At 44.2% G+C, this 16,220-nt stretch carries 12 protein-coding genes, 1 riboswitch and 1 other annotated feature; of the genes, 6 read left to right on the forward strand and 6 right to left on the reverse strand.

Annotated features, from left to right (window positions below):
• Positions 1 to 229 precede the first annotated feature (229 nt).
• Positions 230 to 922 (reverse strand): hypothetical protein, encoded by a 693-nt coding sequence (locus K8O68_RS03345; protein ID WP_230895522.1) that lies wholly within the window; start codon positions 920 to 922, stop codon positions 230 to 232.
• Positions 923 to 1,204: 282 nt separating this feature from the next.
• Between K8O68_RS03345 and K8O68_RS03350 the strand changes: the two genes are divergently transcribed.
• Positions 1,205 to 2,473 (forward strand): BaiN/RdsA family NAD(P)/FAD-dependent oxidoreductase, encoded by a 1,269-nt coding sequence (locus K8O68_RS03350; protein WP_230895523.1) that lies wholly within the window; start codon positions 1,205 to 1,207, stop codon positions 2,471 to 2,473.
• Between the two features lie 79 nt (positions 2,474 to 2,552).
• Here the strand turns inward: K8O68_RS03350 and leuS are convergent, their stop codons facing one another.
• Both leuS and K8O68_RS03360 read right to left on the reverse strand, forming a co-directional pair.
• Positions 2,553 to 4,970: a leucine--tRNA ligase gene (leuS, locus tag K8O68_RS03355; RefSeq protein ID WP_230895524.1), complete on the reverse strand. Its 2,418-nt coding sequence runs from the start codon at positions 4,968 to 4,970 to the stop codon at positions 2,553 to 2,555.
• Positions 4,971 to 5,059: 89 nt separating this feature from the next.
• Positions 5,060 to 5,290: a binding site (T-box leader), on the reverse strand.
• Positions 5,291 to 5,434: 144 nt separating this feature from the next.
• A complete protein-coding gene (locus K8O68_RS03360; RefSeq protein WP_230895525.1) occupies positions 5,435 to 6,643 on the reverse strand; it encodes an MDR family MFS transporter in 1,209 nt (402 codons plus the stop codon).
• Between the two features lie 155 nt (positions 6,644 to 6,798).
• Between K8O68_RS03360 and ltaE the strand changes: the two genes are divergently transcribed.
• The 3 genes from ltaE to mnmM are packed head-to-tail and all read left to right on the forward strand — an operon-like array spanning position 6,799 to position 9,377.
• Positions 6,799 to 7,818, forward strand: a complete 1,020-nt coding sequence (gene ltaE, locus K8O68_RS03365) for a low-specificity L-threonine aldolase (protein WP_230895526.1) — start codon at positions 6,799 to 6,801, stop codon at positions 7,816 to 7,818.
• Between the two features lie 18 nt (positions 7,819 to 7,836).
• Positions 7,837 to 8,808 carry a tRNA modification radical SAM protein MnmL/YtqA gene (gene mnmL, locus K8O68_RS03370; RefSeq protein ID WP_230895527.1) on the forward strand — a complete coding sequence of 324 codons (972 nt, stop codon included), beginning with the start codon at positions 7,837 to 7,839 and terminating at the stop codon, positions 8,806 to 8,808.
• The gene (gene mnmM, locus K8O68_RS03375) at positions 8,805 to 9,377 is read left to right on the forward strand and encodes a tRNA 5-(aminomethyl)-2-thiouridylate-methyltransferase MnmM (protein WP_230895528.1); all 573 of its coding nucleotides are present in this window, start codon (positions 8,805 to 8,807) and stop codon (positions 9,375 to 9,377) included. The genes mnmL and mnmM overlap by 4 nt, the downstream gene beginning before the upstream one ends.
• A 38-nt stretch (positions 9,378 to 9,415) precedes the next feature.
• On the opposite strand, the gene K8O68_RS03380 is transcribed toward mnmM, so the two are convergent.
• Both K8O68_RS03380 and K8O68_RS03385 read right to left on the reverse strand, forming a co-directional pair.
• On the reverse strand, positions 9,416 to 10,480 hold the full coding sequence (locus K8O68_RS03380; RefSeq protein WP_230895529.1) for a tetraprenyl-beta-curcumene synthase family protein: 1,065 nt from the start codon (positions 10,478 to 10,480) through the stop codon (positions 9,416 to 9,418).
• A gap of 98 nt (positions 10,481 to 10,578) precedes the next feature.
• Complete coding sequence (locus K8O68_RS03385) at positions 10,579 to 11,373, reverse strand: alpha/beta hydrolase (protein ID WP_230895530.1); 795 nt, start codon at positions 11,371 to 11,373, stop codon at positions 10,579 to 10,581.
• 148 nt (positions 11,374 to 11,521) lie between these two features.
• Here K8O68_RS03385 and K8O68_RS03390 point away from each other — a divergent pair, with 148 nt between their 5' ends.
• Positions 11,522 to 12,043: a gamma carbonic anhydrase gene (locus tag K8O68_RS03390; RefSeq protein WP_230895531.1), complete on the forward strand. Its 522-nt coding sequence runs from the start codon at positions 11,522 to 11,524 to the stop codon at positions 12,041 to 12,043.
• 114 nt (positions 12,044 to 12,157) lie between these two features.
• On the opposite strand, the gene metK is transcribed toward K8O68_RS03390, so the two are convergent.
• The gene (gene metK / locus K8O68_RS03395) at positions 12,158 to 13,369 is read right to left on the reverse strand and encodes a methionine adenosyltransferase (protein WP_230895532.1); all 1,212 of its coding nucleotides are present in this window, start codon (positions 13,367 to 13,369) and stop codon (positions 12,158 to 12,160) included.
• Positions 13,370 to 13,623: 254 nt separating this feature from the next.
• A riboswitch (SAM riboswitch) is annotated at positions 13,624 to 13,745 on the reverse strand.
• Between the two features lie 693 nt (positions 13,746 to 14,438).
• On the opposite strand from metK, the gene pckA reads away from it, so the two are divergent.
• Positions 14,439 to 16,022 carry a phosphoenolpyruvate carboxykinase (ATP) gene (gene pckA / locus K8O68_RS03400; RefSeq protein ID WP_230895533.1) on the forward strand — a complete coding sequence of 528 codons (1,584 nt, stop codon included), beginning with the start codon at positions 14,439 to 14,441 and terminating at the stop codon, positions 16,020 to 16,022.
• The last annotated feature ends 198 nt before the right edge of the window (positions 16,023 to 16,220 follow it).

A 16,220-nucleotide genomic window follows, 5' to 3' on the forward strand; every position in this document is an offset into this window, starting at 1 on the left:
GTTATTTAACATATCATGTTTAAAGGGGAAAGACAAAGAAAGGGAGGGAGCGGGAGTATGGTTGGTGCTACCCGTGTTGCACTCTTTACCTGCGACGAGCAAGCCTCTGGCGGCGCAGGGCACCCGGCTTTCCGCCCCTCTTCTTTAAGAGGCGTTCCCTAACAATTTAATAAATATAAAAACCGGCTGAAAGTTTACCTTTCAGCCGGCCGGTGATTCTAATATAGGATTAACTGATATCTCTTAATTTGCGCTCAAGTTTTTTCAACTTGAACTCATGTTTGTTAGCTTTTTCGTATTGCTTCAATTTACGCTTAAGACGGCCTTTAGTCCAGATGTAATCAGCTATACCTTTATAGTTTAGATATGAAGCAAAAAAGTCTACATTACCGCTTTCATATTTAAAATCATCTTCTACTACATCAAAGTAACGGTCAAAAGCTTCAAACAGCGAGGCGTTATCCGGTACAAAGTCCCCGTAGACATCGAGGCATAGCCGGTAGTTGTTTTCACGGAGTTTTGCAAGGAATGAAGTCAAGAATAACTCTTCCTTCCCTTCCATCTTAAATCCTTTTCGTTCCAGTAAATCGATAAACACTTTTAATTCATTATGATAAAACGAATAGGCTTTCCGCATTTCTTTGGTCATGCTCAGATTTATGCTAACCGTTCCTTCAGAGCGAGCATGCAGCATGTTTAAAAGTGCCTGGTTGACTTCAGGTTTTAAAAGAAACGTCGGATGAACCGTCCTCAGGTATTTCTCAACCTCCGTATTTAATAATGTTTGCAGTTTTTCTTTTCTTTTCATTTCCATTAATGAAGACTTTCTTTCAAGCTCGGCATATTCGTTAATACGCTGTTGAGTTTGCTCTGCCCAGACGGCACGTTTTGCTTCAAACTTTTCTTTTAAGTTATGAAACATGTGCATCTCCTCCTTTCACGATTTTCTAATAGAATATTTTTTTCCCACATGAAGTGTACCACATTAGATTAGGAAATAAAATAGAGTTTTATTAAAAATATTGAACTATTTGTTACCTTATTAGCTCTCAGTTAGCCTGAAGCTTATAAATGGTTGAAAATGAGTCTATATCGTGATATTTTCTGAAAATTCAACCCGAATTGCCTCCCCTGTTTGGACAAGCAGGCAAAATCCAAGTAAAATTAATAAGAAGTCTTTTCTATAATGAAATGAGGTTATTCCATGACAGACGTAATTGTAATCGGCGGCGGACCAGCAGGGCTTATGGCCTCGGTTGCAGCAGCTGAACACGGCGCAAAAGTGACGCTTATAGATAAAGGTAATAAACTGGGACGTAAACTGGCAATTTCCGGAGGCGGCAGGTGCAATGTAACTAACCGGGCTGACACAGAAACACTGATTAAACATATCCCAGGCAATGGGCGTTTTATGTACAGCCCTTTTGCAGTTTTTAACAATGAAGATATTATCACTTTCTTTGAAGGGCTGGGAATCCAGTTGAAAGAAGAAGATAATGGCAGAATGTTTCCTGTGAATGATAAAGCTGTAGAAGTTGTCCGGGCGCTCTTAAATAGGATCAGAGCTTTAAGAGTTGATATACGGACCAAAACAGAAGTTAAAGATCTTATATTTAATGATAAAGATAAAGAAGTAAAGGGAGTGGAGCTGGCCTCAGGTGAAGTTTTACATGCTGGAAAAGTGATTGTAGCTGCCGGCGGGATGTCCGTCCCTCATACCGGTTCAACTGGCGACGGCTATACATGGGCTGAAAAAGCAGGACACACAATCACGGAGCTTTACCCGACTGAAGTCCCAATCACATGCAGCGACAGTTTTATAAAAAAGAAAGATCTTCAGGGGCTCTCCTTAAGAAACGTCCGGCTGTCTGTAATCGATCCAAAAAAGAGAAAAGTAATAAAAGAGCATGAGGGAGATATGATTTTTACTCATTTTGGCATTTCAGGCCCGATTGGATTGAGGTGCAGCCAATATGTGATTAAAGCAAAAAAGAAACACAGAGTAAACAGTATCCCTCTTAAAATTGACCTCTTCCCTGAAGAAAATGAAGAGCAGCTGTTTCAACGACTGACTAAAATGCTTAAAGAGCAGCAAAAAAAAGCAGTCAAAAATGCCGTGTCCGGCTTTTTGCCTGACAGGCTTATTCCTCTCATGCTCAAATCAGCAGATATAGATCCGCTAACTGTTTACAGTCAAATTTCCGCTGAAAAACTTCGGGCTCTGACTGCTCTTATGAAAGCTTTTCCTGTCACGGCTACAGGCACGTTATCTATAGAAAAAGCGTTTGTAACAGGCGGCGGGGTGAGTGTGAAAGAAATACAGCCAAAACGGATGGAATCAAAACTGATAAAAGGATTGTTTTTTTGCGGAGAAGTGCTGGATCTTCACGGATACACTGGAGGCTATAATATTACTGTTGCCTTTTCAACAGGCTACACAGCGGGCAGGGCTGCCGTCGTTGAAGAAGAATAGATTCTTTTATAACCGGCAGACTGCTCGTAAACCCAAAAAAACGGCTGAAAGAGTATGAACTCTTCAGCCGTTTTTAGCGTCAGGTAGCTACAATATTAACTAATTTTCCAGGAACGGCAATCACTTTTCGCACAGTCTTTCCTTCTATTTCTTCTTTAATTTTATCATTGGCCAATGCTTGCTCTTCCATATCTTCACGGCTTGCATCTTTAGCCGTCATCAGCTTAGTACGCACTTTACCGTTTACCTGTACTGCAATTTCAACTTCGTTCTCTACTAACCATGCCTCGTCATAAACAGGCCACGTGCTGTAAGCAAGAGTATCTCCATGGCCCAGGCGGCTCCATAGCTCTTCACTGAGATGAGGCGCCACCGGTGAAAGCAGCTTCACAAAACCTTCCAGGTGGCTTCGTGACAATTTATTCTGTTTATAAGCTTCATTGACGAAGACCATCATTTGTGAAATACCTGTATTAAATCGCAAATCAGTAAAATCATCGGTTACTTTTTTAACTGTCTGGTGATAGACGCGTGTCATCTCGTCGCTTCCCTGAGCGTCCTCAATTACAGGACTTAATTTCCCTTCATCTGTTATAATTAACCGCCAGACCCGATCAAGGAACCTGCGGGCACCGTCAAGTCCGTTCTCGCTCCAGGCTACGGAAGCATCAAGCGGCCCCATAAACATTTCATATAATCTTAAAGTGTCCGCTCCATGAGAATCAATAATGTCATCCGGGTTGACGACATTGCCTTTTGATTTACTCATTTTTTCATTGTTTTCCCCTAGGATCATCCCCTGGTTATACAGCTTCTGGAAAGGTTCTTTAGTTGGAACTACTCCGATATCATAGAGCACTTTATGCCAGAATCGCGCATATAACAAGTGGAGAACCGCATGCTCAGCCCCTCCGATATAAATATCTACAGGTAGCCATTGGTCTAACTTCTGCGGGTCTGCCAGCTGGTCATTATTTTCAGGATCTATATACCGTAAATAATACCAGCAGCTTCCTGCCCACTGCGGCATGGTATTCGTCTCACGGCGGCCTTTCCTGCCAGTCTCGGGATCTGTGACATAAAGCCAGTCAGTATTATTTGCTAACGGAGACTCTCCAGTTCCTGATGGTTTAAACTCGTCCATTTCAGGAAGAGTCAGGGGCAACTCTTCTTCCGGGACAGGTTCCATCGTTCCGTCTTCCCAATGAATCATTGGAATCGGCTCTCCCCAGTAACGCTGGCGGCTGAACAACCAGTCACGCAGCCTGTAAGTGATTTGACGCTTCCCTTTTTCATTAGCCTCAAGCCACTCACACATTTTTGAAATCGCTTCGTCATTTTCCAGCCCGTTTAAAAAGTCAGAATTAACATGCGCCCCGTCTCCGGTATACGCTTCTTTCGACAGGTCACCGCCTGACACCACTTCCACAATTGGCAGGTCAAACGCTTTTGCGAATTCATAGTCCCGCTCATCGTGCCCCGGCACCGCCATAATGGCTCCCGTTCCATAATTTACAAGGACATAGTCTGCAATCCAGACTGGAACTTTTTCATCAGTGACGGGGTGGACGGCATAGCCTCCAGTAAACACACCTGTTTTTTCTTTTGCAAGTTCAGTTCTTTCCAAATCGCTCTTCGTTCCGACTTTTTCCTGATAGGCTTTGACCTCGTCTGATTTTTCGCTGGACGTCACCACCTCAACAAGAGGGTGCTCAGGAGCCAGTACGAGATAAGTAGATCCAAAAAGAGTGTCCGGCCGCGTTGTAAAAACGGTGATCTGTTCATCTGAGTCCGCAAGTTTAAAATGGACATCAGCCCCTTCTGACCGTCCAATCCAGTTACGCTGCATGTCTTTAATGCTCTCAGGCCAGTCCAGTTCTTCCAGATCTTCAAGAAGGCGGTCAGCATAAGCTGTAATTTTCAGCATCCACTGCTTCATCGGACGGCGTTCCACAGGGTGCCCTCCGCGTTCACTTTTTCCGTCAATCACTTCTTCATTTGCAAGGACGGTGCCGAGTGCCGGACACCAGTTGACCGCTACTTCGTCGACGTAAGCAAGACCTTCTTTATAAAGCTGGAGGAAAATCCATTGCGTCCATTTATAATAGTCTTCATCAGTCGTGTTCACTTCCCTGTCCCAGTCATAAGAAAAACCGAGCGCTTTAATCTGGCGGCGGAAATTATTAATATTCTGTTCAGTAAATTCCCTCGGATGTTTTCCCGTATCTAGTGCATACTGCTCTGCAGGCAGACCGAATGCATCCCACCCCATAGGATGGAGCACATTATACCCCTGCATCCGTTTCATACGCGATACGATATCCGTGGCAGTATAGCCTTCAGGATGCCCGACATGAAGCCCTGCTCCAGATGGATAAGGAAACATATCCAGTGCATAAAATTTCTTTTTTGAAGGATCTTCAGTTGTTTTAAATGTTTTATTATCCTCCCAGAACTGCTGCCATTTCTTTTCGATTTGTTGATGGTTAAAAGCCAATTCAACAACCTCCCTCATAGTTTCTCTATCTGATATTTTTACCACAGTAACGCCTGAAAGCAGAAAAGCCCCTCATCACTAGTTTTATCACTAGGGACGAGAGGCTGATAAACATCCTTCCCGCGGTACCACCCACGTTTAGTGCGCTGAAAAGCTGCACTCACTCAAGGCCGTTAACGCCGGCAATACGGCAAAAGGTACGATCACACTCCCAATTGCAACTCCAAGGCGAGTTCATAAGGCACCGCTGTTAACTCCCACCAGACGTTAACTCTCTGAAAAACGGACTCCTTACTACTAGTCCTTTTCTGCATTTTTAAGAAAATACAATTTTATTAGGCATTATTAGCTATTGTATGCATGCTGATCCGTACTGTCAAGAACGGTTGTCTTCATCATCTCCAAAATAAATGAGTTATATACCGCTCTATACGGGAAAGCCTTTCGATTTGCCGCCGGTTATATTAAGAGACTGACTTTTCTTTAGCCGTCCGCGTGAATTGCAAATGAGGCACCCCCCGGTCGAAAATTTTTGTCATTATAAATGAGATGGAGAACATGGCGGCCAGCACATAAAACAGGACAGCCATACCGAACACATCGGCCATTAGTCCGCCAAAGAACGGGCCTATAAGTCTCCCTCCGGTACCGATGCTGTTTACAATCCCCTGGTAAAAGCCTGCTTTTCCCTGTGGCGCGAGCTGATGGGCTATTGTAGGGACCGCCGGCCACACAAACATTTCCCCGATAGTGAGGATAATCATAGCAGCTACAAATGCAGTGAACACTTCAGCTTGAGCGAGTATAAGATAAGAGACCATAAATATACTTAATCCCACGTAAATCTGGGATTTAAGCGAGTGAACCCAGCGTTGGATAAAAAATTTGATAACCGGCTGAAAAAAGATAATCATACTGCCGTTAATGGTCCACAGCAGACTGTAATAACTTAATGGGATACCGAGATTTTGTGTATGAACCGAGATAGTAGATGCCCACTGAGTATAGGCAATCCAGCAGACTAAGAAACCTGCGCATAAAAGAAGAAGGGCCTGAAAGCGTTTTTGATTTTCAATTTTCTGAGTCTGTTCAAATATATTGGAAGTTGACGCACGGTTACCCTCAGCCTGCAAGTTTTTAAAGAAAAAGAACGCGAGAATGAAAAAGCTTAAATACATCAAGCCATTTCCTAAAAAAACAAGATCAAAGCGGACACTCGCCAAAAGGCCGCCTATGGCTGCCCCGGCGGCTACACCGACATTCTGGGCCACGTACATGGCATTAAATGGCCTTCTGCCGCCTTCCGGCCAGACGGCTCCTGCGAAAGCGTACATACAGGGAACCATCATACCTGCACCAAATCCGAGGCCGATTAAAAGCACTACGTAAGCTGTAAATGAATGGTGAAGAGCGGCTAATGAAAAGGCGCTGGCCATCGTAATAGACACACCTGTTATGATCGTTTTGTACCCTCCGATCCGGTCGAATAATTTACCGCCGATCAAATTGCCGGTTATACCTGCAGCCGCATTTACCATAAGCACACTGCCCGCCACAGTCAGAGACTGTCCCAGTTCCTGGCTTATATATATCGTATTTAACGGCCACAGAAAGGAAGCTCCGGTGACATTTATAGTCATTCCAATGACTAAGATCCATATTGCTTTTGGCATTCCGATCCCCCTCAGTATTTCGTTACTCTAAGTAAATAGTAGTAGATTACTTCAAAATTAGCAATTAACTTTCAATAATTATTCTATGGACTGATTTTTCACGTTTTCCACATGTGATAGGATATAGAAAGCAGAACAACGAGGGGGATTAATAAATGATCGATTTGCGGAGCGATACCGTCACTAAGCCGAGCCAGTTAATGAGAGATATGATGGCAAAAGCTGAAGTTGGCGATGATGTATATAGAGAAGACCCGACAGTCAATGAGCTGGAAAAATATGCGGCTGACCTTACAGGCAAGGAATCAGCCCTGTTTGTCACAAGCGGAACTCAAGGAAACCAGGCGGCTCTTCTTACCCACACCAGGCCGGGGCAGGAAGTCATTATGGACGAAGATGCCCATGTGTTTGTTTATGAAGGTGCTGCTATCTCGGCCTTTGCCGGGCTCCAGTCAAGAATTCTGCCCCATGAGCTTGGCCGGATTTCATTAGAAGTGATGGAAGAAGCCATCAGGCCTGATGATGTGCATTATCCGGAAACAGGACTCATCTGGCTTGAAAATACCCATAACCGAAGCGGTGGAGCTGTGCTGCCATTATCTTATTTAAAATCTGTCAAAGAATTGGCAAATAAACACAAAATCCCTGTCCATATGGATGGTGCCCGTCTTTTCAATGCTTCAGAAGCAAGCGGAGTTTCTGTCAAAGAGATCTCCCAATATACTGATTCTATTCAGTTTTGTTTATCTAAAGGCCTCGGTGCACCTGTGGGTTCCATTCTCGCAGGCAGTCAGGCATTCATTGACATTGCCCGCAAAAAACGTAAAATGCTTGGTGGCGGACTCCGTCAGGCGGGCGTACTTGCTGCGCCGGGACTCTTCGCGCTTAAATCGAATAAACAGCGGCTGAGCGAGGATCATAAGCATGCAAAACGTCTGGCTGATGCAATTAACCGCTTCACGGACTTATCAGTAAACCACAAAGTGGAAACAAATATTATTATCGCGGAAACTTCTATGTCTTCAAGAAGCGCCAGTGAATGGGTACACCTTCTGCATGAAAAAGGGGTGGCGGTCATCCAGTATAAACCGCAGGCTCTGCGCTTTACAACTAATCTTGATGTGTCTTCTGATAATATAGAGAAAGTTATAGACATTTTAAAAGAATGCCAGTGAAAGGTTGATGAACTCATCATGACGAAAGAAAACCCTCTTCTTTTTGGAGAGAAAAGGTATCATACGTGGAATTACCATTTAAAAAACCATTTCGGTGAAAAAATATTTAAAGTTCCGCTGGATGGCGGTTTTGACTGTCCGAACAGGGACGGAAAAGCGGCAAGCGGCGGCTGCACATTTTGCAGCGAACGCGGGTCAGGTGACTTTGCGGGCGACAGACGGGAAGACCTCGTCACCCAGTTTCACACCATTAAAGAAAAGCTGCACCGGAAATGGAAAACCGGCAAGTACATTGGCTATTTCCAGGCATATACTAACACTTATGCGCCAGTAGAGGAATTAAGAGATATGTTTGAATGCATCCTGGAACAGGAGGATGTGGTCGGGCTGGCTATTGCTACACGCCCTGATTGTCTTCCGGAAGATGTGGTAGAGTATCTGGCCGAATTAAACGAGCGGACTTACTTATGGGTGGAACTCGGCTTGCAAAGCGCCCATGACCGGACAGGAGATCTTATAAACAGAGCACACGATTTCCAATGTTATGTCGATGGCGTTAATCGTCTGAGAAAGCACAACATCCGGATCTGCAGCCATATTATAAACGGATTACCGCTGGAAACACCGGAAATGATGCTTGAAACAGCTAAAGAAGTCGCCAAACTGGATGTACAGGGCATAAAAATACATCTTCTCCATCTTCTTAAACGGACACCGATGGTGAAGCAGTACGAAAAAGGACTGGTTGACCTGATGGAAAAAGACACCTATATTAAACTTGTCTGCGATCAGCTCGAAGTCATACCGCCATCCATGATTGTCCACCGGCTCACAGGAGACGGTCCAGCTGAATTAATGATTGGTCCGATGTGGAGCCTGAATAAATGGGAAGTATTAAATGGCATTGATAAAGAAATGAAAGAACGAAACAGCTGGCAGGGAAAATACTATCAGCCGTCAGGGAAACATGAGGAGGTTTCAGCTCCATGAACTTAACAGGCATCCTCCCTTTCGCAAGAGAACTTTTAAAAAAGTCAGTCCCCCTTAACGGGGTGGCAGTGGATGCGACAGCTGGAAACGGCCACGACACCGTTTTCCTTGCAAAGCTTGTAGGAGAAAAAGGAACGGTTTACAGCTTTGATGTTCAAAAAAATGCTGTAGCCGCTACAGAGAACCGGGTAAAAGCCGAACAGGCAGACTGCCAGGTTCAGCTCATCCACAATGGACACGAAAAACTGGAAACGTATTTATCTGACATTCACAGAGGGAACATCGACGGAGCGGTATTTAACCTCGGTTACCTCCCGGGAAGCGACAAAACCGTTGTCACAGCCCCTGATACAACCATCAGTGCTGTCGAGCAGCTTACTAAGCACCTGAAGCCTGGCGGTATAATTGTTTTAGTCGTTTATTACGGACACGAAGAAGGCAAGGTTGAAAAAGACAAACTGCTTCCTTTTGTGCGATCCTTACCCCAGGAGGACTTCCATGTGCTTGAGTACCGCTTTACCAACCAGAGAAATTCTCCGCCTTTTGTTATTGCGGTTGAGAAAAGGTAATTACTTCTGAAAGCCTGGAGCGGCTTTCAGAAGTTTTTTCATGTCCCGCTTCTTCGCCGGTATATCCAGCCGTTCAAATAGAAAAACAGTGTCGGTGCACCACCGCTTCTTATAAGCCGTTTGCCTTTATTCTTCAACTCCCTGTCATTTTTAACCTTGTCGTCGGCCAAATAAATGGCTATAAGACCATTGTTAATAAGCCTGTGAAAACGGTGGTCCGGCAGCTTCCGTAAGCTGCTTTCCGCTTGTTTAAAAAAATGCTCCATCCGTTTAAGCATTTCTTCTTCATTTTTATAATAAAAACAGAAATTCAGATCCCCGCCTTCCCGGTCTTCTTCCTGATCGATAAAATAGTCCATTAAGATATGAAGTCCCTGAACCCACGGAAAATACCCGTTTTTAATCAAGGCAGCCTTTTCAGGTTTCAGGGCTGAATGTGAAGCAGAATAGGCAGTCAGGCAGAATATACCGAGAGTTGAACCTGCACTTGCTGAAAACTCGTACCATGCCATTGGCGGGAGGTCCCGTTTATGTTTTTCAAACCAGCTCGTCAGCCTGGGCATCCGGTCTTCTTTTTTCACATGTTTATGTACCTGGAGGTCACAGTAAAGCCCGGCTAATAAAAGGTTCTCCTCCTGAACAGCTGAATAAGACCGAAAACTCTTAACGCAGTCCTGGCATGTCTGCACAAGTGCCGCCAGATACCCGCCATCGTCCTGGTCGTTTCTAAGTTCGTAGTAATTTTTCCACGAAGCCCCCGGCGTTAAAGCATCCAGCATAGACTGATGAAGCGTTCTGAAATCCTCAGGGTCAAGAGATGTACTGCGGTCGCATAAATTATCCAAATAATCACTGATTGTCTGGTAAGCCACTATAAACCTGACAGCTGTGCGGAAATGACTGCCGGCCAGTAGAGCATATATCGCGCCGCCTTCACAATGGAACGCCTTCGATTCGATACTCATAATCGCCTGTGTCCTTAATTCACTGTTAGGAATCGTTTCTGCTCTTTTTCTCCATTCATCTAAAAATTCATGAACAGCTGGGATAACTTGTTTATAAACGTTGTACATTAATGTCCAGGATGTTTTCGGGATTTTCACAGTAAATTCCTCCGGTTGATTCATTGAGTTCAAGTATGTCAGTTTCTATATCCAAGTGAAAACCTGCCGGGAGACTGCTCCATGGGCAGGCGTTTTTTTTAATTATCAAGATGCATAAATACAAACCCGAGCATGTGCGCTAATACGCGGTTTTTCTCAGGCTCGTTAAGAACTTCATGGTAAAGTCCTTCCCATTCTTTATAATATTTATCACTTAATTTAACTTTGTCAAACCATTCTTTCACGTGATATTTATCTACAATTCTGTCATCGCCTCCCTGCATAAGCAGAAGAGGAACGTCGGGGAACTCTTCTGAACGCTCGCGGGCAATAGCCATCGCCTTTTCCAGTTCGCGGTACCAGCGGATACTGACGTGTTTGACAAGTAAATTGTCGGATTCATCCCGTTTACGCATATAAGGATCCCGGGTCCCTGAGCCCGGTTCAAGGCCGGAAGGAAATTTCAGCCCGGGAGTGACCTTATTCAGCAAATAAGACACCGCTTTTTTGGCTAAAGGCGGAGTAGTAAATAAACCAAAACAAGGTGAAGACAGGATAACCATATCCGGGAGAGATTGTTCTTTCATTTCCATCAGTGCTCTCGTCGTAATCAGTCCTCCCATACTGTGTCCGAGAAGAATGACCGGCAGATTGTAAGACTCCGCTTCCTTAATCCAAGCTGATATTTCAGTTATGTAATTTTCAAATTTAGTAATGTGGCCTCTTGGTCCTTCACTCGTTCCTTGTCCCGGTAAATCTCCGAGAATGACGTGAAAGTTAAAGCTGTTCAGCTTTTCTGCCACCCACTTGTAACGCACATGGTATTCACCTGCGCCATGGATGATTACAAACACTCCTCTTGCCGTATTCTTATCTGCTTCCCGCTTCCACACAGCCAGCACCTCCATTTTTAACTGTATTTTCCTTAATCTTCTCTTTCGTACTCTTTTTCGTCAAGTAATTATAAGTATAAGACTTCCCACGGGAACTGCAAGATTTGGTACACTGAAATTATCATCTGCCAGAATAGGAGTGTCTGCATTGAAAATATATCCGTACAAAGGCCAATGGCCGTCTATTGACTCATCTGCCTACATAGCTGACGGTGCTATAGTCACCGGGGATGTATCTATTCACGAAAAAGCAAGTATCTGGTTTAATACGGTTATTCGCGGAGACGTGGCTCCCACAATTATAGAAAAAGGAGTAAATGTTCAAGATAACAGCACGCTTCACCAAAGCCCTGACCTGCCTTTGCATTTAAAAGAAGGAGTGACGATTGGCCACCAATGTATTCTGCACAGCTGCATCATCCATCAGAATGCCCTGGTCGGAATGGGATCAACCATTCTGGATGGGGCTGAAGTGGGGGAAGAAGCATTTATAGGAGCTGGAAGTCTTGTCCCGCCGGGCAAGAAGATCCCTCCGCGTTCCCTTGCAATGGGCAGACCTGCAAAAGTAGTCAGAGAACTGACAGAAAAAGATATAGCTGAAATGGACCGAATTCGTAAAAGCTATATGGAAAAAGGGCAATACTATAAAAAGATGGCAGAAGAGAATTAGTCTGCAGGCTATCCGTTCAGACACTCAGGCATACAACGAGTGCAGCGGAAACCTAAGTTAATCTGTATAAGAAAAAGCGGGGGAACCTGATGGCTCCCCCTCTTTTTTATTAAATTATTGCCCTGCCAGTTCCAGTGCTTCTCCTTTAAGCGAACCAGCCTTATCTGTCGCTTCCCAAGGAAGATCAATATCTGTGCGTCCGAAATGCCCGTAAGCAGCAGTCTGCTTATAAATCGGACGGCGCAGGTCAAGCATTTTAATGATGCCTGCAGGACGAAGATCAAAGTTTTTACGTACCACCTGGACGAGTACGTCTTCTGAAACTTTTCCTGTGCCGAACGTATCAATAGCTATAGATACAGGCTGGGCTACGCCAATGGCATAAGCCAGCTGCACTTCACACCTCTCAGCCAGTCCTGCCGCTACGATGTTTTTAGCTACATACCTTGCCGCATAAGCTGCTGACCGGTCTACTTTTGTCGCATCCTTACCTGAGAATGCCCCGCCGCCGTGGCGCGCATATCCGCCGTAAGTATCTACAATTATTTTACGTCCGGTTAACCCGGCATCTCCCTGAGGGCCTCCTATTACAAAACGGCCAGTAGGATTGATAAAATATTTAGTATTATCATCTAACAAGTCTGCAGAAACCACCGGCTTAATGACTTTCTCTAAAAGATCCTCTTTAATTTGTTTCGTATCCACATCAGGGTGATGCTGGGTAGAAATAACAATGGTATCAATTCTTACAGGTTGCTGATTCTCATCATATTCTACAGTGACCTGCACTTTACCATCAGGGCGTAAATAGTCAATCGTTTGATCTTTACGCACTTCAGTCAGACGGCGTGCCAATTTGTGTGATAATGAGATCGGCAAAGGCATCAGCTCAGGTGTCTGGTTATCCGCATAACCGAACATCAGCCCCTGATCGCCAGCCCCAATGGCTTCAATTTCTTCCTCCGTCATTTGCCCTTCTCTCGCTTCAAGGGCCTTGTCCACTCCCTGGGCAATATCGGCAGACTGTTCATCAATAGATGTCAGTACTGCACACGTTTCATAGTCAAAACCGTACTTAGCTCTGACATATCCAATGTCTTTTAACGTTTCACGAACCACTTTCGGAATATCTACGTAGGTAGAAGTCGTAATCTCTCCCGCCACGAGCACTAAACCTGTATTTACAGATGTCTCGCAAGCCACACGGGCATTCGGGTCATTTTTAATAATCTCATCCAAAATTGAATCTGATATCTGGTCACAAATTTTATCCGGATGACCTTCTGTGACTGATTCTGAAGTAAATAATCGTGTTCTTCCTGCCACTTTACGTACCTCCTCGGAATTTTACACTTTAAGATGTAAGTGCTGCTAGATTAGACGGTACTCGTTCTCCCGGCAGAATGGTCAAATCTTAATTTTGAACAAACAGGTCAAGAAAATAGCCAGCCTCTGCGCGCTTCTGTTTGAGCTGCCAATTCTCCTGCACTTATTTTTAAGTTCCAGCAGGGAAACCCTTACTGAAATAATAAAAACCTTTTCCTGCTAGAGGAAAAGGTTAAGTTCCATTCGCCTTTCACCTCTTATCGGCCAAGACATAATCATTCGTACGCCTTGCAGGTTAGCACCGTTCACCTTGTAAGGTATGGTGATGGTTGCTGGGCTTCGTCGGGCCTGTCCCTCCGCCTACTCGGGATAAGAGTATCCGTTCTCAGAAAGGATAACTGATTTTCAATTCCTTGTCAACCAGAGATGCTTTTGCTGTTTAGATTGCTCACTATTTCACACATATGACAATCTGATGACGGTTTATGAAAACGCTACCTTAAAAAGGATTAATCTATTAAAATATAAGTAAGAAATATTCATTTTTCCTGTATACATCTTCTAATTGCTGCAACTTTACCCTTCTCTTTACTTACATCAGCTTCAGCTTGCCTTTTTATACGATTTGTTAATCGCCTCCCTCAGATTCTGCTTCAAATCAGCTTAGATCCCACTGTCATTCATACTTGTAAAAACAGTCACATAAAATCCTAATAAGTATAGACTATTTAAATAAATATGTTATACTAATTATCATTAAATCCCATTTAATGCTTCTTTGATTTTATTAATTAATTTCAGGGATAATTTTATAAAACCGCTATTTTCCCGTGGCAGAACGAGCCAGATGAGGCCCCACAGGGCGTGTTTCCCAAGGAGGCCCGCGGCTCTTGCGCAGGACAGGGCGGCTATTATTAAATTAATCAGCCTGTAATTGCAGAACTATAAAGTAAGCGGAACATCACCATTACCAGTTTCTCTCCTTATAAAGGAGTTTGCCGCTGAAGTTCATTTAAGGTATAACCTTATATTTTACATTTTTATTTAAGAAAAGAAAGGGTGGTTGATCATGAGCATGATTCATTTCGAAGCTGAACTGAGCCGTGTGTTACAAGGTGAGAATGTTAATAAGGATTTATCAGTCCCCCATCTGGTTGAAAAAGCCCTTGAACGCGGAGAAGGAATCCTTACATCCACAGGAGCATTCAGGGCAACAACCGGAAATTACACAGGCCGCTCTCCTAAAGACAAATTTATAGTTGAAGAACCGTCGACAGTGGATAAAATTGCCTGGGGTCCGGTTAATAAACCTATCTCTTCGGATATTTTCGAGCGTTTATACGAAAAAGTGTTACACTATTTATCGAATAAAGATGAATTATTTGTCCGTCACGGCCTTGCAGGCGCGGATAAAAATTACCAGCTGCCTATCCGCATCGTAAATGAGTTTGCATGGCATAACCTGTTTGTCCGACAGCTGTTTATTCGTCCTACTGAACAGGAATTACAAGGTCTTTTACCTGAGTTTACGATTGTCTCAGCACCAGGTTTTAAAGCAGATCCTGCCATTGACGGCACGAATTCCGAAGCCTTTGTGATTGTGTCATTTGAGAAACGTACGGTCTTAATCGGAGGCACAGAGTATGCCGGAGAAATGAAAAAATCCATTTTTTCAATTATGAATTATCTGCTTCCCGAGCAGCATATACTGCCTATGCACTGTTCGGCTAATGTAGGCCATGAAGGGGATGTAGCTTTATTTTTCGGCCTGTCGGGCACCGGAAAAACGACACTTTCAGCCGATCCTCACCGGGCTCTCATCGGCGACGACGAACATGCCTGGTCTCCTAATGGCATCTTTAACATTGAAGGCGGGTGCTACGCCAAGTGCATTAACTTAACTGAAGAAAAGGAACCTGAAATTTTCCGTGCCATCCGTTTTGGCTCTGTGCTGGAAAACGTGGTAGTCAATGAGCTGACAAGAGATGCTGATTATGATGCCAACGATTATACTGAAAATACACGGGCTGCTTATCCGCTAAATGCTATCCCTTCAAGTATGGAGCCGAGCATTGCAGGCCACCCGGACACGATTATTTTTCTGACAGCAGATGCTTTCGGTGTGCTGCCGCCAATCAGTAAATTAACTCCTGAACAAGCGATGTACCACTTCTTATCAGGATACACAAGTAAGCTGGCTGGAACTGAAAGAGGAGTCACTTCTCCTCAGGAAGCATTCTCAACCTGCTTCGGTGAGCCGTTCCTTCCGCTGCCTGCTACCGCTTATGCAGAAATGCTTGGTGACAAAATGCTGGAGCATAACACAAATGTGTATTTAGTGAATACCGGCTGGTCCGGAGGCCCTTACGGAGTTGGCAAACGAATGAGCCTGCCATATACCCGTGCCATGGTCAGGGCAGCATTACAAGGAGACTTAAACGCAGCTGAAACCACTGTCGATCCAATTTTCGGTTTGCACATTCCTCTTCACTGCCCAGGTGTTCCTGATGAAATTCTGCAGCCTAAGCATACATGGGCAGACCCTGAAGCATACGACCGGAAATCTAAAGAACTTGCTTATAAATTCAAAGAAAACTTTAAGAAATTCAAAGATATGCCGCGCCATATAAGAGAAGGTGGCCCTACAGTTTAACTGGTAATTGTGCTGATAGTGCTGGTGAGGCTTGATCAAACCCTGAGTGAAGTTCACTCAGGGTTTTTGTGTGGAAAAAAGTCCCCAGTCCTCCCTATTATTTTAAGTTTTTCATCCCTGGCACACATTACCTCTTTTTTTCATAAGTTATCAGAGACATACATCAACTGATACCTAAATGAAAAAGGAGGGACCGCC

The sequence above is a fragment of the Salipaludibacillus sp. CUR1 genome, from assembly GCF_021028955.1.
GTDB lineage: Bacteria > Bacillota > Bacilli > Bacillales > Salisediminibacteriaceae > Salipaludibacillus.